The sequence below is a fragment of the Sphingopyxis sp. sgz302558 genome (genome assembly GCF_057220455.1).
Window position 1 is genome coordinate 478,897 of the sequence record NZ_JBXPUZ010000002.1, and the last position, 21,301, is coordinate 500,197.

The following is a 21,301-nucleotide window of genomic DNA, read 5'->3' on the forward strand; positions in this document are numbered from 1 at the left end:
TTGCTCAAACCGTTGGTTTTGCTAGGTTTTTGGCTTATAAAAATAGGCAAAACGCAATTTTAAGTCTGCTGCGTCTACCAGTTCCGCCACATCCGCACGCGTAGCTCCGGCAAAGCCGATGGGCAGGGACGGGTCAAGCGGGATTTGCCGCTTCACCGCGGCCGCACGCTGGGTTAGGGCCTTGGCAATGACCACAGTCCTTGAAATTTCCGGTTTGGGCAAGACCTATGCCAGCGGTCACCGCGCCTTGAGCGGTATCGATCTGACCATCCACAAAGGCGAGATTTTCGCGCTGCTCGGCCCCAATGGCGCGGGCAAAACGACGCTAATCAGCATTGTTTGCGGTATTGTAACGCCGAGTGAGGGCAGCGTTCGCGTTGGCGGGCATGATCATCGTACAGGCTATCGCGCGGCGCGGGCGATGATCGGGCTGGTGCCGCAGGAATTGCACACCGACGCTTTCGAAACCGTGCTGGCGACGGTCACTTTCTCGCGCGGGTTGTTTGGCAAGCCCAAGGATCCCGGCTTCATCGAACAGTTGCTGCGCGATCTGTCGCTGTGGGACAAGCGCGATGCGCAGATCAAGGAGTTGTCGGGCGGGATGAAGCGCCGGGTGATGATCGCCAAGGCGTTGAGCCACGAGCCCGAAATCCTGTTCCTCGACGAGCCCACCGCCGGGGTCGATGTCGAGCTGCGCCGCGACATGTGGAATATGGTGCGCGGCCTTCGTGCGCGCGGCGTCACCGTGATCCTGACGACGCATTATATCGAGGAGGCCGAGGAAATGGCCGACCGCGTGGGCGTGATTAGCGGCGGAAGGTTGATACTGGTTGAGCAAAAGGACGCACTGATCCGCAAGCTGGGGCGCCGCACGCTGACGCTGCAGCTGAGCGAGCCGCTGGGCGCGATGCCCGCCGAGCTGGGCGAATGGGCGCTGTCGCTCGCCGATGACGGGCATGCGCTGGTTTATGAATTTGACAGCCAGGCCGAGGCGACGGGTGTGCCGTCGCTGCTGCGCCGGATGAGCGACATCGGCATTTCGTTCAAGGATTTGCATACCCAGCAAAGCAGCCTGGAGGACATATTCGTCGGGTTGGTGCACAGGGAGGGGCAATCATGAACCTGCGCGGCATATCGGCGCTGTATCGTTTCGAAATGGCGCGCTTTGGACGAACGGTGTGGACCAGCCTGGCATTGCCGGTGATCACCACTGCGCTTTACTTCGTGGTGTTCGGTTCGGCGATCGGCGGGCGGATGAGCGATGTCGGCGGCGTGCCCTATGGCGCGTTCATCGTGCCAGGCTTGATGATGCTGACGATGTTCACCGAAAGCATCAGCAACGCCAGTTTCGGCATCTATATGCCCAAATGGTCGGGTACGATTTACGAGATGCTGTCGGCGCCCATGTCGCCCGTCGAGCTGCTGATTGCCTATGTCGGTGCAGCGGCGACCAAATCGGTGATCATCGGCGCGATCATCTTTGCGACCGCGCATGCATTCGTCGATATCAGCGTGGCGCATCCGGTGCTGATGGTCGGCTTTCTGGTGCTGATGGCGGTCACCTTTTGCCTGTTCGGCTTCATCATCGGCATATGGGCGCAGAGCTTTGAGCAGTTGCAGGTCATTCCCCTGCTCGTCGTGTATCCGCTGACTTTTCTGGGCGGGGCCTTTTACTCGCTCGAGATGTTGCCGCCGGCCTGGCAGACGGTAACGCTGTTTAATCCGGTCGTTTATCTGATCAGCGGGTTTCGCTGGACCTTCTTCGGGGTCGGCGATGTGAGCATCGGGGTGAGCATGGGCGCGGTCGCGCTGTTCCTGGCACTGTGCCTGGGCGTCGTGTTCTGGATGTTCAGAACGGGTTACCGGCTGAAGAGCTGAGCCGGGGGGCCCCAATTGCCCCATGCCTCAAACCGTTGTCGTCGTCATCCCGGACTTGATCCGGGACAACGCACCGACGACGGCCCGTTATCCCGGATCAAATCCGGGATGACGATAGCGTAGAAGTTTCGGACCAATCCTAACGGTTCAATCGCTCGCGGATTTCCTTGCCCGGCTTGAAATAGGGCACCTTTTTCGCGGTTACAGCGACGGATTCGCCCGTGCGCGGATTGCGCCCCGTGCGCGAGTCGCGTGCGCGCGTCGAAAAGGCCCCGAAGCCGCGCAACTCGACACGGCCCCCACTGGCGAGCTGCTTGACGATGGAATCGAAAAACAAATCCACGATTTGCTCAACCTCTTCGAGGCGCAAATCCTTGTTTTCCGCAGCTATTTTTTGCACTAATTCTGAACGGATCATGCGCATACCCCTTCGCGCGCGGTCGCAACCGCACGGCCCCCAAATGTAGCTTGACCGACCCGGTCGCCTCGTACGGTGCACCTTTTGTTGGCGCTTCTTCGTATCAGAACAGCCTATCATGCTTTGGCCCTGTATCAACCGCTTTCCGGTCAACCGGCCAGCAAAAGGCCCGCCGGAACGGTGTCCGGCGGGCCAATTTGCGTTTCATATTGAAACAAACTGGCTTAGCTGTCCTTGCGCGCCTTGAGCGCTTCGCCAAGGATGTCGCCAAGCGACGCGCCGGAATCCGACGAGCCATATTGCGCCACCGCTTCCTTTTCCTCGGCCAGCTGCATGGCCTTGACCGAGAAAGTCGGCTTTTTCGAGCGATCGAAACCGGTGACCATGGCGTCGAACTTCTGGCCGACCTGATAGCGGTCAGGACGCTGTTCGTCGCGGTCGCGGCCAAGGTCGGCGCGCTTGATAAAGCCCGTCGCACCATTGTCGCCCGCCTGCACTTCCAGCCCGTTGTCGCGGACTTCGAGTACGGTGACGGTGGTGATCTCGTTCTTCTTGAGCGAGCCGGTCGATGCCGTGGCACCGGCAACGGGGCCGCCCTTTTCCAGCTGCTTCATGCCAAGGCTGATGCGTTCCTTTTCCACATCGACGTCGAGCACGACGACCTTAACATTCTCGCCCTTGCGATGCAGATGCAGCGCTTCCTCGCCGGTGATGCCCCAGGCGATGTCCGACATGTGGACCATGCCATCGACGTCGCCGGGCAGGCCGATGAACAGGCCGAATTCGGTCGCATTCTTGACTTCGCCCTCGACAACCGCGCCCACGGGGTAGGTTTCGGCGAAATGGCCCCACGGGTTCGACTGGGCCTGCTTCAGGCCAAGCGAAATGCGGCGCTTGTCGCTGTCGACTTCGAGCACGATGACGTCGACTTCCTGGCTGGTCGAGACGATCTTGCCGGGGTGGACATTCTTTTTGACCCACGACATTTCGCTGACATGGACCAGGCCTTCGATGCCGGCTTCCAGTTCGACGAACGCACCATAGTCGGTGATGTTGGTGATCGTACCCGACAGCTTGGCGCCGACGGGATATTTGGCGGCCACGCCATCCCAGGGATCGCTTTCGAGCTGCTTCATGCCGAGCGAAATGCGCTGCGTGTCCTTGTTGATGCGGATGATCTGGACGCGCACGGTGTCACCAATGTTGATGACTTCGCTCGGGTGATTGACGCGCTTGTAGCTCATGTCGGTGACGTGCAGCAGGCCGTCAATTCCGCCGAGGTCAACGAACGCACCATAATCGGTGATGTTCTTGACCGCGCCTTCGATGATCTGGCCTTCGGCGAGGTTCTGGATCAAGCCGGTGCGCTGCTCGGCGCGCGTTTCTTCGAGGATCGCGCGGCGCGACACGACGATGTTGCCGCGGCGGCGGTCCATCTTCAGAATCTGGAAGGGCTGCGGCAGGTCCATCAGCGGGCCAACATCGCGCACGGGGCGGATATCGACCTGGCTGCCGGGCAGGAAGGCCACGGCACCGCCCAGATCGACGGTGAAACCGCCCTTGACGCGGCCGAAAATGACGCCTTCGACGCGCACTTCCTTGTTGAATTCTTCTTCCAGGCGGTCCCAGGCGGCTTCGCGGCGGGCGCGGTCGCGCGACAGCATCGTCTCGCCATTGGCGTTCTCGACACGGTCAACATAAACTTCGACTTCATCGCCAACGTTGAGGTCGGCCTTTTGCCCCGGCATGGCGAATTCGCGCAGCGGCACGCGGCCTTCGCTCTTCAAACCAATGTCGATGACTGCATGGTCGTTATCGATCGCGGTCACGGTGCCCTTGACGACGCGGCCTTCAAAGCCGCCGTCGGCGCCGCCCAGCGATTCATCGAGCATCGCGGCAAAATCGTCGCGCGTCGGAAAAGCCGTCGTGGCCATAAATGTAAGTCCTTCAATTGTTTATACCGGCCAAGCGGTTGGTTCCGCTGGTCTTTTGGCCGAAATGCCGCGACTGCCGGATGCAGGCCGCAGCATCCGCCGGATGACGACGTTGAGCGAGGAGCGGGCAAAGCAAAAAGGGCGCGGCGGGAATAATCCCCCACGCCCGACGCTCAATCAGAGCGGCGGCTCAGCCGTGCCTCAACCAGCGCAATCGCCCATTGGACGGCGTTGCCTATAGTGAGGTCGCTCGTATCAAGCAAGTGGGCATCGGGCGCCTTGACCAGCGGCGCGGCGGCGCGTCCGGCATCACGCTCATCGCGCAGATAAATGTCGCGCGTCACCGAGGCCAGGTCCGCGGCGACGCCGCGCCCGGCAAGCTCGGCCTGCCGCCTTAGCGCGCGCGCTTCGGGGCTGGCGACAATGAACAGCTTGGCATCGGCTTGGGGAGCGATCACGGTGCCGATGTCGCGCCCGTCGAGTACCGCCCCGCCGGGCTGGGCGGCAAAGGCGCGCTGGCGATCGAGCAGCGCGGCGCGCACCGCCGGGTGCACCGACACGCGGCTCGCTAGGCTGCCCGTGATTTCGAGGCGTAACTCGGGGTCTTCGAGCAAGCTGTCGGGAAAGTCGCAGGCGGCGAGTGCATCGGCTTGATTGTCGGGATCGCCGCCATTGCGCGCGGTCTGCAAGCCGACGGCGCGGTAAAGCAGGCCGGTATCAAGGTGCGGAATCCCGAAATGCTGCGCCAGCGCGCGCGCAATCGTGCCTTTGCCCGACGCGGTGGGGCCGTCGACGGCGATGATCATGCGCCAACCCTGTCGAGCGCAGCATCCAATGCAACAGGGACGATTGAGAAAGCCATGCTCAATCGATGACAGGCAGACCTGTGCTGTGCAAGTGCCATGTATGGGAACGATTAACCACAAAAGTCAGACGTCGGCGCGCAGCCCAGCCAGCAGCGCCTCAAACCCGGGAAAGCTGGTGCCGACCGGCGTCATGTCGTCGATTTCGACGGGCGCGCGGCTGGCCAGCCCGGCGACGGCGAAGCTCATGCAGATGCGGTGGTCGAGGTGGCCGGCGATGGTCGCGCCGCCCGCGAGGGGCTCGCCGCCCGTGCCCTGGATGGTCAGGCCGTCTTTGCTTTCCTCAACGTCGGCCCCGATGGCAGCGAGGCCCGCGGCCATGACCGACAAGCGGTCGCTTTCCTTGACCCGCAATTCGTCAAGGCCGCGCGTCACCGTGCGGCCTTGGGCAAGCGCGGCGGCGATGAACAGGATCGGGAATTCGTCGATCATGCTGGGCGCAATGGCGGGATCGACGTCGATGCCGCTCAGGCTGCTGTGCCGGACGCGGAGATCAGCGACAGGCTCGCCGCCGACTTCGCGCGGGTTGAGGAGGTCAATCTGTCCACCCATCGCTTGCAGCACGCCGATCAGACCGGCCCGCGTCGGGTTGATGCCGACGTTGGTGATGGTGACATCCGACCCCGGCACAATCAGCGCCGCGACGATGAAGAAAGCAGCCGATGACGGATCGCCGGGAACGGTGATGGATTGCGGCTTCAGTTCGGCCTCGCCCAGCAGGCGGATGTGGCGGGTGCCATCGGCCGCGATGTCCACCGTCAGGTCTGCACCGAAGCCGCGCAGCATGCGTTCGCTATGGTCGCGCGTCGGGACGGGCTCGATCACCTCGGTGATGCCTGGAGTGTTGAGCCCCGCGAGCAGCACCGCCGACTTCACCTGCGCCGAGGCGACCGGCAATTTGTAGGACAGCGGCACCGCCGGGCACAGCCCACGCACCATCAGCGGCAGGCGGCCCCCGGGCGATGCGCTGATATCAGCGCCCATCTGGCCGAGCGGATCGATGACGCGGCCCATCGGGCGGCCCGACAGGCTGGCGTCGCCCACAAAGGTCGCCGTAATCGGGTGGCTCGCGACCAGGCCCATCAGCAGGCGCGTCGACGTGCCGCTGTTGCCCATGTCGAGCGCAGTCGCCGGTTGCAGCAGCCCGCCGACGCCAACGCCGTGCACCGACCATTGGCCATTGTCCGTCCGCACGATCGTCGCGCCCATTGCGCGCATTGCCGCGGCCGTGGCCAGCACATCGTGCCCCTCCAGCAATCCCGCGATACGCGTTTCGCCGACGGCGAGCGCGCCGAGCATCAGCGCGCGGTGCGAAATGCTCTTGTCACCCGGGACGGCAATGTCGCCCCTGAGCGGCCCGCTGGCGACGAAAGAACAAGGGCGGGCAGGGGCGCTTTGGGTCATGGTCGGCGCGGCTTTTGACAGCGGGATAACATTCTGGCAAGGCGCACGCCGATTTGCCGGTGGTCCCGCTTTGGACTGCCGTAACCTTCCAACACAAACGGCTATATTTCAAGGATTAAGAGGCTTTTATGATTAAGGCTGAATGGGGCACGAAGCGCAGCTGCCCGAAATGTGCAACGCGATTCTATGACCTGACGAAGGATGATCCGATCACCTGTATCAACTGCGGCTATGCCTGGTTGCCGGAATCGGTGCTGAAATCAAAGCAGCCGATGCCGTTTGAAGAGGTCGTGAAGCCGGGTGCGACGCCCGATGCCGATCTGGCGGGTGATGATCTGGATATCGACGTCGATGTCGATGAAAATGCGGATTCGCCCGACAATGATGTCGATCTGGGCGGCGACGATGATCTGGGCGTCGAAACATCGGACGGCACCGAAGAGGAAATTTGACGCGCCAGCGCTGCGGGCAGGGGACGCGAAAATGACCCGCGGGGTCAATTCGCCCCTTGCCAGCGCGCAGCGGCCTGACTAAAGGGCCGCTCCTGCCCGGCGGAACCAGCGTCGGGCGTGTAAATGATCGGGGCCTTAGCTCAGCTGGGAGAGCGCCTGCATGGCATGCAGGAGGTCAGCGGTTCGATCCCGCTAGGCTCCACCATTTTTTCGGGACAAGTGAATGTCCGGCGGACATTTACCCGAAAAAATCCCAAGCCGAAGGCGCGAGGGGCGGTTTGCGCCACATAATCCAACCAAAATTTGTACGTTTGGTTTGTTGTCCCGGAACAAGTCCGGGACGACGATGGTCAGGTTTACTCCGCCGCGTCGGCGAACAGCGTCATCAGCGTCATCGAACTATGTACGCAAACATGAAAAAGCCCGACGCCGCTCTGGCGCCGGGCTCTTTCGTTTAGTCTGGTCTTTTATGCAGCGACGAGCTGGCGATTGCCGACCCGCGTCGCACTGCGGTGGCGCATCGCGCCGCCCACCAGACCAAAGCCAAGGATCATCATCGTCCATACCGCAGGCTCCGGCACGCCAGCTGCAAAGGACAAATTGCCCGAGAAGGATGCGTTTCCGCCCGATACGCCATTCACCGCTATCGTGTTGAAGCCGCCGGACAGCATAGACTGGTCCAACAGATTGCGGAATTCTTGCACGCCGGTTGACAAGACATTGAATGCGACACCGTTCAGCGTCACTGACGTAAAGTCGATGTTGGTGTCCGCATTGCCGCCGGTGATAAGCGACGAGATACTTGCGCTGACCAGTTTGAAGCCCACTGGCGTGGCAAATGTGAAGGTGCTTGTGAAATTGCACGGCGCCGTTGTGGTACAGGTGACCGATGGGTTGCCATAGACGCCCGACGCGCCTTCAATCGTAATGAAGTCCATGGCTGCGGCGGGAGCAGCAAAGCCCATCGTCGCGGCGGCGGCAAGCAATAGGGATGTAGCTTTGTTCACTGCGGTTACTCCTAGAGGGGATCAGACCGTGCCGACACAGCGCAGCCGCAGGGTTAATCGCAGTTAAACCATTATGTTCCTTTGCCTTGGGAAATAGCCTGCCGAGTGGCGCTAGCCACGCGTGTCACTCCGCTGCGTCGGCGAACAGCGGCTCCAAATCAATCCGGTCTGCCAAAGTGATACGGTCCAAAATGGCCGCCGTTTCGTCGCGCACCTTTAGCATCAGGCTGCGCAGGCGGCACTCGCTCTCTGGCAGGCAGTTTTTGCAGCTTTCGTATGCGTTGCGCGCCGCGCAAGGGACCAGCGCGAGCGAGCCGCGTGTCAGGCGCACGAGATCGCCATAGCTGATGTCGACCGGCGGCAGCGCGAGTTGATAGCCGCCGTCGCGTCCGCGCTGCGAGATAACGAGGCCTTCGCGGCCCATTTCCGAGAGGATGACGGTCAGGAACTTGGGCGGAATATTCTGCGCCGCCGCAATTTCCGCCAGCTGCACCTGGCCCTGACCGAACTTGTCGGCCAGATGCTGGAACGCGCGGATCGTGTAACGGGTCTTTTGCGACAGCATGGCGCTTCTATGCCCCGCCTTGCAGGAAAATTCAACCTCTGCGCATGACAATGCGCCGGGTCGATTGATCGAAATCACATGGCGTTCACGCATTGCGCGCTATAGAGTGTGCGTCACAGCATGGGGGTGGACCATGACAGGGAAGATTTCGGCCGGCACGTGGCTGGCAACATTGGCGCTGGGGGGTCTGGCTGCTGCGCCGGTAAATGCGCAGCTCGGCAATCTGCTGCGCCGCGTGCCGCAGGCCGCCGCTGATGAGGCCACTGCCAGCCCCGATGACAAGAGCGGCGGATGTCCCAAGGGCAAATCGGGCAGCCGCGCCGGGCGCAATCTGCTGGGCGGGCTGGTGCGCGACACGGTGGGCGACGCGGCAAGCAAGGCGGGGGTGTATAGCTTTACCCCGATATCCGAAGTGTCCGACGCGTTGACCAACGCCATCGCGTGCAAGCTCGACCCCGCCGAGCAAGTGCAGGCGGCGGCCGCCACCGAGGTTGCGACGCGCGGCGAGGAAGTGGGGTCCACAGCGGCGTGGACCAGCGAGACGCGGGCGAATGTCAGCGGGTCATCGACCGTTGTTGCCCGCAATGACGAAGCGGGCGGGCGGCGCTGTATGAACGTCACTGACTTCATCATTGTGGATGGCGAAGAAACGCGCGTGGACAAGCGTATGTGCAAGGAACCCGGCCAGAAACGCTACGTGCTGGCTGAAGCATGACGGCGGCGACAAGGTTATGGGTGGCTTTGCTCGCGCTGCTGGCGGTCGGCGCAACACCGCCGCTCGACCCGGTCAATCCAACCTGCCCGCTCAATCCCGGTTGGTCGCTGAAACCCAAAATGGAATTCCGTGCCTTCAAGGTCGACGGTCGCCTGATTATCGCGGGTGAAGGGCGGATCGACGCCGGAGTGGCGGCCCGGCTGGAAGCGTTTCTGGCCAAACATCCGGATCCCCACGAAGTCTGGCTCAGCTCCCCCGGTGGTGATGCACGGGCCGGCAACGCTGCGGGTCGGCTGCTGCGTGAAACGCTGGATGTCGAAACGCGGGTGCCAGCGGGCTGGGCTTGCTACAGTTCGTGCAACTTCGTGTTTATGGGCGGACGCAAACGGACGATTGATCCTGGAGGTCAATTCATTGTCCATATGTTCACCCAAACCAATGATCGCGACAGCATCGACATGAGTGTCGCAATGGGCACGGATGCCACCACCGAACTGATTGGCGCGATTGAACAGGATGCCGCCATGCTGGCGACCGAGGACAATGACTTTCTGATCCGGATGGGCGTTTCCCGCAAATTACTGACTGATATCATGTATCGGCAAAAGGCGGTCGCGGGCTCTGGCAGCGATCGGTCGACACGGCGATGCCTGACCATCGACGAGGCGATACGCTATGGTGTAATGAGCAAACCAGACTGAAGAAAAAACCGGCATTTGGGAGAGCCGCCATGAACGATATGACCCATCCGCGTGCCAAATTCCGCGCCATGACCGAGGGTACACAGGAAGACTGGGCGATTATCGCCGCCGAGCAGAAGGAATTTGCGCCGCAGAATGGCAAGCGCATTATCGAGCATCTGAAGCTGCTCGCGGGCGATTATGGCGGCTTTCCGGTCGACCGGCTGACCCACTGTCTGCAAACCGCGACGCGCGCGCACCGTGACGGGCGCGACGAGGAATATGTCGTGATGGCGTTGCTGCATGACATTGGTGACACGCTGGGTGCGTTCAACCACCCCGACATTGCCGCCGCGATATTGAAACCGTTCCTGTCAGAGGAAAACCACTGGATCGTGCAGCATCACGGCATTTTCCAGGGGCATTATTTCTTTCATTACATTGGCCTGGACCGCGACATGCGCGATCAGTTCAAGGACCACCCCTATTATCAGGCGTGCGTCGATTTCTGCGAGAAATATGATCAGCCGGCGTTTGACCCTGACTATGACAGCCTGCCGCTTGAGTTCTTTGAACCGATGGTCGAGCGCGTTTGCGGCTATCCCAAGACCAGCATTTACAAGAAGGTGATGGTGGAGGCGGAGTGAGGCCCAAAGTTTCGTCGTCCCGGACTTGATCCGGGACAACGCACTACCCTCTGCTTGTCATCCCGGATCAAGTCCGGGATGACGATAAATTGCGTTTTGGCTCTCTCACTTACCCGAAAAATTGGCCGGGCGTTTTTGCAGGAAGGCCATGACGCCTTCGACCGAATCGGCGGTGCCGGCAGCGGCAAATTGCCCCATGGCTTCGGCGTCGAGCGTGGTGGCGAAGTCCTGGCTCAGCCCTTGGCGGATCACGCGGCGCATGGTGCCGAGCGCCACCGTCGGACCCTTGGCCAGTCGCGCCGCCAGCGCGCGCGCCTCATCCAGCAGCGCGGCATCGTCGACGGCCTTGTAAATCAGCCCCCAGTCGGCGGCTTGTGCGGCGGAGATTTTTTCGCCCAGCATCATCATCTGCATCGCCCGCGGCAGGCCGATCAGGCGTGGCAAAATCCAGGACGAACCGCCATCGGGCACCAGTCCGATGTTGACGAATGCCTGAAGGAAGTAAGCGCTCGACCCCGCTAGCGTGAAATCGCCTGCCAGCGCGAGCGAACAGCCAACGCCCGCTGCCGGGCCGTTGACCGCGGTGATTACCGGAATGTCGAGCCCCGCCAGCGCCAGCAGCATCGGGTTGTAATGATGGCGCAGCGCGTTGCGGCTGCGCGCTCCGCCGCCGACGGCAGAGCCTTCGCTGCTGGTGCGATCGCCGCCGAGATCCGCCCCCGAACAGAAGCCGCGCCCCTCGCCGGTGATCAGCAGCGCCCGCGCGCCGTTGCCGGGCAAATGGTCGAGCGCAGCGCGAATGTCATCGGCCATCGCCGGGGGCATCGAGTTCAGCCGATCGGGCCGGTTCAGTGTGATCGTGGCAACGGCGTCGGCAACGTCAAGCTTGATGGTGTCGAAGGTTGGGGTCGTCATAGCTGCTTCCTCTTCGCGCGGCTTTCCCTTTACGTGAACGTAAAGTGACATGGTTGCGGGAGTGATGCAAGGGGGCCATTGGTCGAAAACAGACGACGGTCGGCGATTTTGGCTATCTGTCAGCCAGCTGGCGCAGCAGATATGGCGTGATGACAACCGGGGAGAGCAACATGACGCAATTGGGGCGGCGCGAAGTGGTGGCTGGCATGGCGGTACTGCCGCTGGCCGGGCTGGCGGCGACGGCACGGGCGGAGGGCCCAAGCTGGACCAAGCTGCCGACCGAGCCCTATCGCGGCAAGCAGGACGACATCAGCTTCATCGACGCTCAGCGCGGCTGGTATGGCAATGGAGCGGGCAAACTTTATGCGACGACCGATGGCGGTGACAGCTGGGCCAAAGTCTGGGACCAGCCCGGCACCTTCATCCGCGCGATGGGATTTGTCGATGATCAAGTGGGCTATCTGGGCAATGTCGGCACCAATTACTATCCCGGCGTCACCGATACCCAGCCGCTGTATCGCACGGCTGACGGCGGCAAAAGCTGGACGCCGGTAACTGTTGCTGGAGTGTCGGACGTTGCCGGGATTTGCGGGATCGACATTGTGCGTCAGCGCCGCATTTTCCAGGGCGAGCTGCGCGACGCGCATATCGTGACGGCGGCGGGGCGTGTGGGCGGGCCCGCGATGATGCTCCGGTCAGAGGACAGTGGCACGACATGGCGGATCATCAACTTGTCCGACGTGGCGAGCATGATCCTTGACGTCAAATTTCATGATGCGCGGACAGGCTTTGTTGCTGCATCGGGCCCGGCGCCGGATGGCCAGGGTGACGCAATGATCCTGATGACTGCCGACGGCGGCGTGACCTGGAAGATGGTGTGGCGCTCGGGCCGCCCGATGGAAAATGTCTGGAAAATGAGCTGGCCCAGCCGCGACGTCGGCTATGCAACGGTGCAGAGCTATGACCAGGCGGGGGGGAATTTGCGGGTCATCGTCAAGACCGTCGATGGCGGCAAAAGCTGGCGCGAGCTGCCGTTGGTCGAGGCCCCGGGGATCCAGCAATTTGGCATCGGCTTTGTCGATGAACTGCGCGGCTGGGTCGGAACGCGCGATACCGGATTTGAAACGCGCGACGGCGGAGCAAGCTGGACCCCGGTGGCGATCGGGCGGGCCGTCAACAAGGTGCGGATTTTGCCCAACGGCGGCGGCAAGCGGGTGTTCGCCATCGGCGTTGATGTGCACCGGCTCGATCTGTGAGCACAGCTGACGGCGAACACCCTTCCATCCGTCGCGCGCGCCTGCTACCCGCCCGCGACCATGACCGCCACGCATCCCCAGCGCCGCACCTTTGCCATCATCTCGCACCCCGACGCGGGCAAGACGACACTGACCGAAAAACTGCTGTTGGCGGGCGGCGCGATCCATATTGCGGGTGAAGTGAAGGCGCGTGGGGCCGCGCGGCGGGCGCGGTCGGACTGGATGAAGATCGAGCAGCAGCGCGGGATTTCAGTGACCTCGTCGGTCATGACGTTCGAGCATGCGGGGCTGGTCTTCAACCTGCTCGACACGCCGGGGCACGAGGATTTTTCGGAGGACACCTATCGCACACTGACCGCCGTCGACAGCGCCGTGATGGTCATTGATGCCGCCAAGGGCATTGAACCGCAGACATTGAAGCTGTTCGAGGTGTGCCGCTTGCGCTCGGTACCGATCATCACCTTCGTCAACAAGGTTGACCGCGAGGGTCGCTCGCCGTTCGAGATATTGGACGAGGTGGCGGACCGGTTGGCATTGGATGTGTGCCCGATGAACTGGCCGGTGGGGATGGGGGGCACTTTTTCCGGGCTATATGATCTGGTCCATCCTTCGCTGGCCGTGCCGGGCGACGATGCTTCGCGCGAGTTTGCGGGACAGCGGATCGCACTGGCGGGACACGACGATCCCAAGCTGGCGGCCAATGTCGATGCGCGCGCGCTCGACCAGTTCAACGAGGAAATCGAGCTGGCCTCGGCGGGCTATGCCGCGTTCGACGCGGCGGCCTATCGTGGTGGCGACCTGACGCCGGTATACTTTGGCTCGGCGCTGAAGCTGTTCGGGGTTGAAGAATTGCTCGCCGCACTCGCCGCGCATGCGCCGGGGCCGCAGCCGCAGCCCGCCGAACCCGCGCCCGTCGACCCGGCGGGCGACGATGTGACCGGTTTCATCTTTAAGGTGCAGGCCAATATGAACCCCGCGCACCGTGACCGCATCGCGTTCATGCGGCTGTGCTCGGGCAAATTCACGCGCGGCATGCGGCTGACGCAGGCGGGGACAGGCAAGGCGATTGCGGTCAGCCGCCCGATGCTGTTCATGGCGCAGGACCGTGAAATGGCCGAGGAAGCCTTTCCCGGCGATATCATTGGCATCCCCAACCATGGCACGCTGCGGGTCGGGGACACGCTGTCCGAACGCAGCGACGTGACGATTACCGGCCTGCCCAATTTCGCTCCCGAGATTTTGCGCCGCGTTGCCCTCGTTGATCCGACCAAGACCAAGCAGTTGCGCAAAGCGCTCGACGATATGGCGGAGGAGGGGATCATCCAGGTCTTCTACCCCGAGATCGGGTCCAATATGATTGTCGGCGTGGTCGGCCAGTTGCAGCTGGATGTGCTGATCAGCCGGCTGGAGGCGGAGTATAAGGTCGAGGCCAAGCTGGAGGCATCGCCGTGGGACACCGCGCGCTGGATTGCTTCGGACGATACGGCCGCGCTCAAGGCCTTTCAATCCGAGCATCGCGGTGCCAGCGCCGCCGACCGTGACGGCGCGCCGGTGTTCATGGCCAAGGACGCGTGGGAACTGGGCTATGTTGCGCAGAAAAATGCGGCGATTCGCTTTACCGCGACGAAAGAGCGGCGCTTCGCCTGAGCCTTGCGCTGATGCCATTATGACGTCACCATGAGCGCGAGTGGTGAGGGAGACATGGCATGCGCAGGTTGCTTGGAATCGCTTTGCTGCTGACGAGTTGGGGGCAGGCACAAGCGGCGATCAGTTTGCCGGTCGCCAAGGGATTCTGGACCGATCTGAGCCAGAAATGTGCAACCACCCATTATGGCTATGTCTTTGACGGTCAGCGGTGGGGCGCATTTTATTTTTACGGCCCCAACGGCAGCATGGGTCCGGCCGCAGAGCTGGAGCCGATCACCCAGACCCGGACAGTCGGCGATGGCTTTACGCAGATGCAGTTCGGCGGTTTCGATGGCGCTGGCTATTTTCGCATCAAATCCGTTGGCCCTGCGCGGGCGCTGTACCGCGTCGGTGCGCCGCACCGTGAAGAAATTCAGGAAAGCGACGAACAGCTGCAGCTGTGCAGCTTTGCCGCGCTGTCGCCCAAGATGAAAGCGGCACTCCGCAAAGCCGTCCCGTCGCTCGCCGCACCGGTCAAGTGAGGCTGAACAAGTCGGCGCCATTGGCGGCGCCGGCTTCGGCTTCTGTCTCGCCCTCAAATTTGCTCACCGTCACGCCGAGCAACCTTATCCCCTGGTCCAGCGGCAACAACGCCTCGAGCAATCCAAAGGCTATGCCGCGCAACGTGAGCGCATCGGCGACTTGCCCGCCCAAGGTCTTCGCCCGCGTAATGGTGGTGAAATCGGCAAAGCGCAGCTTCAGCGTCACCGTGCGACCTTGCCGCTGTTTCGCCGACAGCCGGTCCCACACGACCGCTGCGACATGGTCGAGCGCGGCGACAATGTCGGCGGGGTCGGTCAGGTCGGTGTCGAATGTCCGCTCTGCCCCGACCGATTTCAAAGGCCGGTTCGATTTGACAGAGCGGTGGTCGATCCCGCGCGCGAGATTGTACAGCCATTCGGCGCTGTTGCCGAAATGCGCGGCGAGCCACGCCAGGTCATGTGCGGCGAGGTCGGCGCCCGAATAAATGCCCAGCCCTTCCATTTTCGCCGCGGTTACCGGCCCGATGCCGTGAAAGCGGCGGATCGACAAACCCGCAACAAATGCCGCGCCGGCATCGGGACGGATGACGGTTAGTCCGTCGGGCTTGTTCTGGTCCGACGCCAGCTTGGCGATGAACTTGTTATAACTGACGCCGGCCGACGCGGTAAGCCCGGTTTCGGCCCGAATTCGCGCGCGGATCGCTTTGGCGGCGGCGGTCGCGCTGCCCAGCCTGGCCTTGTCGGCGGTCACATCAAGATAGGCCTCGTCGAGCGATAGCGGTTCAACCTCGTCGGCATAGTCGCGAAATATGGCGCGGATTTGCTGCGATACGGCCTTATAGGCATCGAAGCGCGGTGGCACGAAGATGAGTTCGGGGCATTGCCGTGCCGCCGTCACGCTGGGCATGGCGGACCGAACGCCAAACCTGCGCGCTTCGTAGGATGCGGCTGCCACTACGCCGCGCCGTGCCGACCCACCGACCGCGACCGGTTTGCCGCGCAGGTCGGGATTATCGCGTTGCTCCACCGACGCAAAAAAAGCATCCATATCGACATGGATGATCTTGCGCGAAAATGCGCCAGGGTCCGAGGCTTCGTCCACGCATCGCCGACTAGCATGTTGCGTTTATGTTCTCAATCGCGCGGTCGCGACGCTTGACGTCGTCGAGCCAAGCTGGCAATCGCCGCGCGCTTGGACATGAGCGGGTATAGCATAGTGGTAATGCTCTAGCCTTCCAAGCTAGCTAGGCGGGTTCGATTCCCGCTACCCGCTCCAGCCCGCGACAAATTGCGACAAACTTGCCGCCGATTGGCATAGTTGCAGGACATATGAAGCCTAGATGCGGCATCGTCGGACGGCGCCCCAGCTGTTCGCCCGCAGTCAAGGACCAAAGGTGATGAAGAAATTTTCGCTGCTGCTCGGCACCGTAGCCGCTGCTATTGCCGCCCCCGCGCTGGCCGCACCCGCCCCGGGCGCTGCGCGCGCCAACCCCGATGCCGACAATAATGGCGTGCTGACGCGTGCCGAAGTTGAAGCTGACGTGGCCAAACGGTTTGCCAAGCTCGACTCCAACAAGGACGGCAAGGTTGATGATGGCGACCGCGCTGCACATCGCGCCGAACGTCAGAACGCCATGTTCGCCGCGCTCGATACCGACCGTAACGGCAGCGTCAGCCGCGCCGAGTTCGATGCCGCCGCAGCGGCACGCGACGCCAAGCGGACCGAGCGCCGCGCAGCGCGCGCGGAACGTCGCGGCGGCGGCGCAGAAATGCGCGGCAAGCATGGCGACCGGCGTCACGGCGGCGGTCACCATATGCTGGGTATGGTCGACACCAATGGCGACAAGGCCATCACGCTTGATGAAATGCGCAGCGCCGCGCTCGCCCGGTTCGACCGTATTGATGCGAACAAGGATGGGCAGGTGAGTGCAGAGGAACGCGCCGCCGTGCACGGCAAGCGCGGCGAAGGTCGCCGCGGCGGATCCGCTGCCACATCTGCTGGCGAATAAAACCCACTCCACGCCGCCACGGCCCGGGCGGCACACTGGCGGTGCGCTGCCTCGCTCCTCCCCTCGGGCAGCGCGCCGCCCCTTGCAATTTCTAACGTATTGGCCGACCCGCCATGCACGCTATGCCTGACGCTGTCCCATTGTGCCGTTTGCTGTTGATTGACGATGAACCGTCGATCCGCGAGCCGCTGGGCGAATATCTTGTCGGGCAAGGGTTCCTGGTCGATGCCGCTGCATCGGCGGCGGAGGCACGGGTACTGGTGGCGGCCAATGACTATGATCTGATCGTCAGCGACATCATGATGCCGGGTGAGGATGGTTTGTCGCTGACGCGGTTCTTGCGCGCTACCACCAATATTCCTGTGATATTGCTGACGGCCCGGGCCGAGGATACCGAAAAAATCGTCGGGCTGGAAATGGGTGCGGACGATTATCTGGCCAAACCCTTTAACCCGCGCGAGCTGGTGGCGCGTATTCGCACCGTGCTGCGCCGAGCCGCTCCGGCGGGCGTGCCCATTGGCGGTGACGCCAGCGGATATGCTTTTGCCGGGTACATGCTGCGCGACGCCGAACGTACGCTGCTTGGCCCGGACGGATCAGTGATCGAGCTGTCGACGGGCGAGTATCTTTTGTTGCACGCGTTGGTGCGCCATCCGCGCCAGGTGATGAGCCGCGACCGGTTGCTTGACATGGTGCGCGGGCGCGAGGCGGATATTTTTGATCGTGCCATCGACAATCTCGTCAGTCGCCTGCGCAAGAAGATCGAGGAGGATCCGACACATCCCAAACTGGTCAAAACCGTTTGGGGCGGCGGATATACGTTGGCGTGCGACGTGCGGCGCGTGGGCGAGGCGAGGTGATGCGCGTGCGGCTGTGGCCCAAAAGCCTGGTCGGCCAATTGTTGCTGGCGGTCGCGATAACGCTGTTTGTGGCGCAATCGGCCAATTTGTGGTTGCTTGGTCGGGCGCAGCGCGAGCAATTTGTCGCACAGGTTGGCGGTGTTGCGGCTGCCCGCATCTATGACCTGGTCGAACGCGAGCGGCGCGAAGATTCGATTCTTGGGCCAGGCGACTATCAGCGCGGCCGCGTGTCGATCGCGTTGATTGCCCCGGAACGTCCGCCCCGAGCGCGCGAAATCCCGCGGCTGGCGCAGCATGTACGCGATCTGCTGGCGGAAAATGGGGTGGCTGTGCGTTCGGTGCGGGCATGGCATATGGCCGGGTCGGGTCGCCGAGCGGCGGTTGAAGGACAGGCAGAGGGCGAACCCTATATCCCGCCGCGCGCCGTCGTCGTTGTGTTCGACGGCATCCGTTGGATCAGCGTCCAAGGGCGCGCGCCCCAGACGGGCGACCGGTTGTCGGCGCTGTTGATCGGACAAACTCTGCTGCTTTACCTCGGCCTGCTGGTGCCGATTGTGCTGATTGCGTGGCGCGTGTCGCGTCCGCTCAACGAACTGACGCAATCGGTGCGCGGCGCGATGCCGGGCGACCGCGCTGCACCGCTGGCGCCGCGTGGTCCCGCCGATGTCCGCGACCTGATGGGAGCGTTCAATCTGTTCCGAGCGCGCATCGATGCCATGCTGGCAGATAAGGACCGGATGCTCGGTGCGGTGGGGCATGATTTACGCACGCCGCTTGCGAGCCTGCGCGTGCGCGTGGAACAGGTGGATGACGAGGCGCTGCGCACCAAGATGATTGCGTCAATCGACGAACTGGCGGCGATGCTGAACGACATATTGGCGGTCGCGCGCAGCGGGGCGGGCGTCGAGGCACCGGCGCGCATCCGCCTGGGGCCTTGGCTCGATGCGCTGGTCGCGGAATATGCCGAGCGTGGGCTGGCCGTGTCGCGGATCGCCGGGGCCGACGACGCAGCTTTTGTCGGGCGAGCAATGCTGCTGGCGCGCGCGGTGCGCAACTTGATCGATAATGCGTTGGCTTATGCGACACGCGCCGAGGTGCGGTTGGATATGGCAGCTGGCGCGATAGCCATCGTCATCGCCGACAATGGCCCCGGCATTGACCCGGCCAAAATTGACGCGCTGCAGGAACCATTCGCGCGCGGCGAGGAATCGCGCAGCCGTGCCACTGGTGGATCTGGGCTGGGCTTGGCCATCGCCAAAATGGTTGCCGAGGGCGAGGGCGGGTCGTTGTTGCTGGCCAATCGGACCGAAGGTGGGCTGGAGGCGCAGATATTGTTGCCGCGTCAACAGTAAATCGCCACCGCCTGGCTGCCGGAAACCACCGCCTGGCCTGCGCGGTTCCAGATGATCATGTCCTGCACCGAAAAGCCGCCACGGGCATAGCGACTTGTGGCCGAAAGCAGCCACCAGCCATCGGCGTCAGTGGTGGGGGTGTCGACGAGCATATTGACGGTCCAGTTCATCGAGCTGATCGGACCAAATTCATGGAACAAATGCAGGGCCGCTGGGGGGAGCGCGTCACCGAGCGCCAGCAGGGCAACGGCCGGATGGCAGGCCGGATTTTCATTGAAGCGCACCCAGGTCAGCATCTCGGCCTTATCTTGCTTGGTCACGATGCGCGGGCCGGATGTCGGGCGCATGTCGAAATGGCGCGTAAATTCGGGGCGATATTTGCTTGCCGGGATGGGTTCCAGCATTTCGGGAGCTGCCGCTTCCGGCATTGCCAGCCGATCATGGTCAAGGTGCGAGGCGCGCGCGCGGGAGAAGGTGAACAACGCCGCCGTGCCAAACCCGTCAGCGCCCGATACGCCGGCATCGACGAACAGGCTGGATTTCGACTGGCGGATCACGCGTGTCGCCACGCGGCAATCGCCGCCGAGGGGCCCGACAAAGCTGATCTGGGCACAGCGGAGCGGCTGTTCGGGCTGGTGCCTGCGCAACACTGCCGCCAGCGCCACCGCGCTGCTGATCCCGCCATGGGCGGTGCGGCCCTGCATCCAGCTGGGGTCGATGGTAGCGGTGACATCATCGCCGTCATCGGCAAGCGTAGCGAGCAAAGCATCGAGGGTGGAGGGGTGGGTCATCAAATATTTTCTATGAACAGCCCACCGATCCTGAACCTTTCGAAGGGCCGTCCTTTTTACTCCTGAGTCAACGGAAAGGACGGCCCTTCGACAAGCTCAAGGCAGACAGGTTGAAGGATAGGAAGGGTCAATCCTCAATCTTGAACGTTAGCCCGGCATGTTCGGTCAGCCGAGCAATCAGTGCGTCACCCAGCAGCGCGCCGGGCGTCCACACGCCGCCGCCACCTTGGCTCGCCAGTAAGGCGATGCCCGTTTCCGCCAGCATTTTCGACGTCGAGCCATAGCCGGGATCACGGTCGCCAGTAACATTGGCGGTCAGCTTCGCCCCGTCAGGCCATTCGCCAATGAAGAGAATGTCGTAAAAGCCGTTCTCGCGCTCTTCCTTGCTTGGCCCTTCGCCCGGTTTCAACTTGCTTTCGCCGAACGGGTTGGCCTTGGCCATCGCCTCCGCCATCGCTTTCCCCGCATCGCCGATGGTCGTCATCACCATTTCGTCATACACAAGGTCTGTGCCCCACGGATGGCCGAGCAGAAAATTGGTGCGGTGGACATTTTTGGTGTTGATCGGCGCCATGATGAAGGGCGCGGTCCAGGTACCGGTCGCGCTGTCATATTCGGGGATGAGACCCGACGGCTGCGACGGCCCTTCAAACCCGGGGGTTAATGCGAAGCTGGATTTGAGCAGCAACGCGAGGCTGGGCTTTCTTGCTACGGCTTTGAGCGTCTCCGTCAGGCTGGCGACAGTTCCGCCCGACGCGCCGCCCGCCATCTTGCGCATACGGCCCTTTACGCGCGGGGCGGGGGAGCCGTGGCGCTTCACTGCCTCGGCCTGCAGGAACAGGACGCCGAGATCGAAAGGGATCGAGTCAAAGCCGCAGCTGAACGTAATGCGCGCGCCCGATGCCTTCGCCGCCTCGTGATGCAGATCGATCATCTCACGCATCCAGCCCGGCTCGCCGCACAAATCGGCATAGTCCGTGCCCGCTTTCACGCAGGCGGCGACCAGTTCATTGCCATAAAGCTGATAAGGGCCAACGGTGGTCAGCACGACGCGGGTGCGTGCGCACATGGCGTCGAGGCTGGCAGGATCGCTTGCGTCCGCGACGACCAGCGGCGTATCAGCGGGCGCGCCGATTTCGTCGCGAACGGCGGCGAGCTTGGCGTCGCTGCGCCCCGCCATCGCCCATTTGGGAGCATCCTTGCGGCCGGCATAATGCTGGGACAGATATTCGGCGACGAGGCGGCCAGTGAAGCCGGTGGCGCCATAGACGATGATATCGAATTCGCGGTTCTTCGCAGCCACCTTATTCTCCTCAACCGTTCGCCCTGAGCTTGTCGAAGGGCCGTTCTTTCTTTCCGCTTTTGCAAAGTAAAGGACAGCCCTTCG

General features: G+C 62.7%; 22 protein-coding genes, 2 tRNA genes and 1 pseudogene. 14 read left to right on the forward strand and 11 right to left on the reverse strand.

Translation table 11 applies throughout. From position 1 onward, the window contains the following. Window positions 1-21: 21 nt before the first annotated feature. A complete protein-coding gene (locus AC2TC0_RS07740) occupies window positions 22-156 on the reverse strand; it encodes a hypothetical protein (protein WP_484716934.1) in 135 nt (44 codons plus the stop codon). Window positions 157-187: 31 nt separating this feature from the next. On the opposite strand from AC2TC0_RS07740, the gene AC2TC0_RS07745 reads away from it, so the two are divergent. Beyond that, on the forward strand, window positions 188-1,120 hold the full coding sequence (locus AC2TC0_RS07745) for an ABC transporter ATP-binding protein (protein WP_484716935.1): 933 nt from the start codon (window positions 188-190) through the stop codon (window positions 1,118-1,120). Continuing rightward, window positions 1,117-1,878: an ABC transporter permease gene (locus tag AC2TC0_RS07750; protein WP_484716936.1), complete on the forward strand. Its 762-nt coding sequence runs from the start codon at window positions 1,117-1,119 to the stop codon at window positions 1,876-1,878. Before AC2TC0_RS07745 ends, AC2TC0_RS07750 begins: the two co-directional genes overlap by 4 nt. Window positions 1,879-2,017: 139 nt before the next feature. On the opposite strand, the gene AC2TC0_RS07755 is transcribed toward AC2TC0_RS07750, so the two are convergent. From AC2TC0_RS07755 to aroA, 4 genes are all read right to left on the reverse strand, one after another. Beyond that, window positions 2,018-2,296: an integration host factor subunit beta gene (locus AC2TC0_RS07755; protein ID WP_484717476.1), complete on the reverse strand. Its 279-nt coding sequence runs from the start codon at window positions 2,294-2,296 to the stop codon at window positions 2,018-2,020. 224 nt (window positions 2,297-2,520) lie between these two features. Continuing rightward, window positions 2,521-4,230, reverse strand: a complete 1,710-nt coding sequence (gene rpsA, locus AC2TC0_RS07760) for a 30S ribosomal protein S1 (RefSeq protein ID WP_484716937.1) — start codon at window positions 4,228-4,230, stop codon at window positions 2,521-2,523. A 173-nt stretch (window positions 4,231-4,403) separates the two neighbouring features. Beyond that, a complete protein-coding gene (gene cmk, locus AC2TC0_RS07765; RefSeq protein ID WP_484716938.1) occupies window positions 4,404-5,036 on the reverse strand; it encodes a (d)CMP kinase in 633 nt (210 codons plus the stop codon). Window positions 5,037-5,159: 123 nt separating this feature from the next. Continuing rightward, window positions 5,160-6,497 carry a 3-phosphoshikimate 1-carboxyvinyltransferase gene (aroA, locus tag AC2TC0_RS07770; RefSeq protein WP_484716939.1) on the reverse strand — a complete coding sequence of 446 codons (1,338 nt, stop codon included), beginning with the start codon at window positions 6,495-6,497 and terminating at the stop codon, window positions 5,160-5,162. A 128-nt stretch (window positions 6,498-6,625) separates the two neighbouring features. Between aroA and AC2TC0_RS07775 the strand changes: the two genes are divergently transcribed. Further along, window positions 6,626-6,949: an FYDLN acid domain-containing protein gene (locus AC2TC0_RS07775; RefSeq protein WP_484716940.1), complete on the forward strand. Its 324-nt coding sequence runs from the start codon at window positions 6,626-6,628 to the stop codon at window positions 6,947-6,949. A gap of 129 nt (window positions 6,950-7,078) precedes the next feature. Continuing rightward, window positions 7,079-7,154 (forward strand) — tRNA-Ala (locus tag AC2TC0_RS07780). Window positions 7,155-7,416: 262 nt separating this feature from the next. Here the strand turns inward: AC2TC0_RS07780 and AC2TC0_RS07785 are convergent. Then, a pseudogene (locus AC2TC0_RS07785) lies at window positions 7,417-7,923 on the reverse strand (FxDxF family PEP-CTERM protein); the annotation flags it as partial. Window positions 7,924-8,080: 157 nt separating this feature from the next. Next, window positions 8,081-8,521 (reverse strand): RrF2 family transcriptional regulator, encoded by a 441-nt coding sequence (locus AC2TC0_RS07790; RefSeq protein ID WP_484716941.1) that lies wholly within the window; start codon window positions 8,519-8,521, stop codon window positions 8,081-8,083. A 133-nt stretch (window positions 8,522-8,654) separates the two neighbouring features. Here AC2TC0_RS07790 and AC2TC0_RS07795 point away from each other — a divergent pair, with 133 nt between their 5' ends. The 3 genes from AC2TC0_RS07795 to AC2TC0_RS07805 are packed head-to-tail and all read left to right on the forward strand — an operon-like array spanning window position 8,655 to window position 10,563. Further along, window positions 8,655-9,236 (forward strand): hypothetical protein, encoded by a 582-nt coding sequence (locus AC2TC0_RS07795; protein ID WP_484716942.1) that lies wholly within the window; start codon window positions 8,655-8,657, stop codon window positions 9,234-9,236. Continuing rightward, window positions 9,233-9,937, forward strand: coding sequence for a COG3904 family protein (locus AC2TC0_RS07800; protein ID WP_484716943.1), 705 nt, complete (start codon window positions 9,233-9,235; stop codon window positions 9,935-9,937). Before AC2TC0_RS07795 ends, AC2TC0_RS07800 begins: the two co-directional genes overlap by 4 nt. A gap of 29 nt (window positions 9,938-9,966) precedes the next feature. Beyond that, window positions 9,967-10,563: an HD domain-containing protein gene (locus AC2TC0_RS07805; protein ID WP_484716944.1), complete on the forward strand. Its 597-nt coding sequence runs from the start codon at window positions 9,967-9,969 to the stop codon at window positions 10,561-10,563. Between the two features lie 105 nt (window positions 10,564-10,668). Here the strand turns inward: AC2TC0_RS07805 and AC2TC0_RS07810 are convergent, their stop codons facing one another. Beyond that, window positions 10,669-11,478 carry an enoyl-CoA hydratase-related protein gene (locus AC2TC0_RS07810; protein ID WP_484716945.1) on the reverse strand — a complete coding sequence of 270 codons (810 nt, stop codon included), beginning with the start codon at window positions 11,476-11,478 and terminating at the stop codon, window positions 10,669-10,671. 170 nt (window positions 11,479-11,648) lie between these two features. Here AC2TC0_RS07810 and AC2TC0_RS07815 point away from each other — a divergent pair, with 170 nt between their 5' ends. Genes AC2TC0_RS07815 through AC2TC0_RS07825 form a run of 3 tightly spaced genes read left to right on the forward strand, consistent with a single transcriptional unit; the run spans window position 11,649 to window position 14,902 of the window. Continuing rightward, the gene (locus tag AC2TC0_RS07815; RefSeq protein ID WP_484716946.1) at window positions 11,649-12,734 is read left to right on the forward strand and encodes a WD40/YVTN/BNR-like repeat-containing protein; all 1,086 of its coding nucleotides are present in this window, start codon (window positions 11,649-11,651) and stop codon (window positions 12,732-12,734) included. Between the two features lie 60 nt (window positions 12,735-12,794). Then, the gene (locus AC2TC0_RS07820; RefSeq protein WP_484716947.1) at window positions 12,795-14,381 is read left to right on the forward strand and encodes a peptide chain release factor 3; all 1,587 of its coding nucleotides are present in this window, start codon (window positions 12,795-12,797) and stop codon (window positions 14,379-14,381) included. Between the two features lie 59 nt (window positions 14,382-14,440). Further along, complete coding sequence (locus AC2TC0_RS07825) at window positions 14,441-14,902, forward strand: hypothetical protein (RefSeq protein WP_484716948.1); 462 nt, start codon at window positions 14,441-14,443, stop codon at window positions 14,900-14,902. On the opposite strand, the gene dinB is transcribed toward AC2TC0_RS07825, so the two are convergent. Next, window positions 14,895-15,950: a DNA polymerase IV gene (gene dinB / locus AC2TC0_RS07830; protein WP_484717477.1), complete on the reverse strand. Its 1,056-nt coding sequence runs from the start codon at window positions 15,948-15,950 to the stop codon at window positions 14,895-14,897. The genes AC2TC0_RS07825 and dinB overlap by 8 nt on opposite strands. A 154-nt stretch (window positions 15,951-16,104) precedes the next feature. Here dinB and AC2TC0_RS07835 point away from each other — a divergent pair. From AC2TC0_RS07835 to AC2TC0_RS07850, 4 genes are all read left to right on the forward strand, one after another. Continuing rightward, window positions 16,105-16,178 (forward strand) — tRNA-Gly (locus AC2TC0_RS07835). A gap of 121 nt (window positions 16,179-16,299) precedes the next feature. Then, on the forward strand, window positions 16,300-16,911 hold the full coding sequence (locus AC2TC0_RS07840; RefSeq protein ID WP_484716949.1) for an EF-hand domain-containing protein: 612 nt from the start codon (window positions 16,300-16,302) through the stop codon (window positions 16,909-16,911). Window positions 16,912-17,033: 122 nt separating this feature from the next. After that, window positions 17,034-17,771, forward strand: coding sequence for a response regulator (locus AC2TC0_RS07845; protein ID WP_484716950.1), 738 nt, complete (start codon window positions 17,034-17,036; stop codon window positions 17,769-17,771). Beyond that, window positions 17,771-19,123, forward strand: coding sequence for a sensor histidine kinase (locus AC2TC0_RS07850; protein ID WP_484716951.1), 1,353 nt, complete (start codon window positions 17,771-17,773; stop codon window positions 19,121-19,123). The genes AC2TC0_RS07845 and AC2TC0_RS07850 overlap by 1 nt, the downstream gene beginning before the upstream one ends. Here the strand turns inward: AC2TC0_RS07850 and AC2TC0_RS07855 are convergent. Both AC2TC0_RS07855 and AC2TC0_RS07860 read right to left on the reverse strand, forming a co-directional pair. Then, the gene (locus AC2TC0_RS07855; protein ID WP_484716952.1) at window positions 19,114-19,914 is read right to left on the reverse strand and encodes an acyl-CoA thioesterase; all 801 of its coding nucleotides are present in this window, start codon (window positions 19,912-19,914) and stop codon (window positions 19,114-19,116) included. The genes AC2TC0_RS07850 and AC2TC0_RS07855 overlap by 10 nt on opposite strands. 127 nt (window positions 19,915-20,041) lie before the next feature. After that, complete coding sequence (locus tag AC2TC0_RS07860) at window positions 20,042-21,217, reverse strand: saccharopine dehydrogenase family protein (RefSeq protein WP_484716953.1); 1,176 nt, start codon at window positions 21,215-21,217, stop codon at window positions 20,042-20,044. Between the last annotated feature and the right edge of the window lie 84 nt (window positions 21,218-21,301).

Bases quoted from the DNA above. Each gene is read 5' to 3' on its own strand.
- AC2TC0_RS07850 (WP_484716951.1), top strand. From the start codon at position 17,771: ATGCGCGTGCGGCTGTGGCCCAAAAGCCTGGTCGGCCAATTGTTGCTG.
- AC2TC0_RS07745 (WP_484716935.1), top strand. From the start codon at position 188: ATGACCACAGTCCTTGAAATTTCCGGTTTGGGCAAGACCTATGCCAGC.
- AC2TC0_RS07755 (WP_484717476.1), bottom strand. From the start codon at position 2,296: ATGATCCGTTCAGAATTAGTGCAAAAAATAGCTGCGGAAAACAAGGAT.
- AC2TC0_RS07820 (WP_484716947.1), top strand. From the start codon at position 12,795: ATGACCGCCACGCATCCCCAGCGCCGCACCTTTGCCATCATCTCGCAC.
- AC2TC0_RS07790 (WP_484716941.1), bottom strand. From the start codon at position 8,521: ATGCTGTCGCAAAAGACCCGTTACACGATCCGCGCGTTCCAGCATCTG.
- AC2TC0_RS07840 (WP_484716949.1), top strand. From the start codon at position 16,300: ATGAAGAAATTTTCGCTGCTGCTCGGCACCGTAGCCGCTGCTATTGCC.
- AC2TC0_RS07800 (WP_484716943.1), top strand. From the start codon at position 9,233: ATGACGGCGGCGACAAGGTTATGGGTGGCTTTGCTCGCGCTGCTGGCG.
- AC2TC0_RS07775 (WP_484716940.1), top strand. From the start codon at position 6,626: ATGATTAAGGCTGAATGGGGCACGAAGCGCAGCTGCCCGAAATGTGCA.
- AC2TC0_RS07805 (WP_484716944.1), top strand. From the start codon at position 9,967: ATGAACGATATGACCCATCCGCGTGCCAAATTCCGCGCCATGACCGAG.
- AC2TC0_RS07815 (WP_484716946.1), top strand. From the start codon at position 11,649: ATGACGCAATTGGGGCGGCGCGAAGTGGTGGCTGGCATGGCGGTACTG.
- AC2TC0_RS07825 (WP_484716948.1), top strand. From the start codon at position 14,441: ATGCGCAGGTTGCTTGGAATCGCTTTGCTGCTGACGAGTTGGGGGCAG.
- AC2TC0_RS07795 (WP_484716942.1), top strand. From the start codon at position 8,655: ATGACAGGGAAGATTTCGGCCGGCACGTGGCTGGCAACATTGGCGCTG.
- cmk (WP_484716938.1), bottom strand. From the start codon at position 5,036: ATGATCATCGCCGTCGACGGCCCCACCGCGTCGGGCAAAGGCACGATT.
- AC2TC0_RS07855 (WP_484716952.1), bottom strand. From the start codon at position 19,914: ATGACCCACCCCTCCACCCTCGATGCTTTGCTCGCTACGCTTGCCGAT.
- aroA (WP_484716939.1), bottom strand. From the start codon at position 6,497: ATGACCCAAAGCGCCCCTGCCCGCCCTTGTTCTTTCGTCGCCAGCGGG.
- dinB (WP_484717477.1), bottom strand. From the start codon at position 15,950: ATGGATGCTTTTTTTGCGTCGGTGGAGCAACGCGATAATCCCGACCTG.
- AC2TC0_RS07810 (WP_484716945.1), bottom strand. From the start codon at position 11,478: ATGACGACCCCAACCTTCGACACCATCAAGCTTGACGTTGCCGACGCC.
- AC2TC0_RS07750 (WP_484716936.1), top strand. From the start codon at position 1,117: ATGAACCTGCGCGGCATATCGGCGCTGTATCGTTTCGAAATGGCGCGC.
- rpsA (WP_484716937.1), bottom strand. From the start codon at position 4,230: ATGGCCACGACGGCTTTTCCGACGCGCGACGATTTTGCCGCGATGCTC.
- AC2TC0_RS07845 (WP_484716950.1), top strand. From the start codon at position 17,034: ATGCCTGACGCTGTCCCATTGTGCCGTTTGCTGTTGATTGACGATGAA.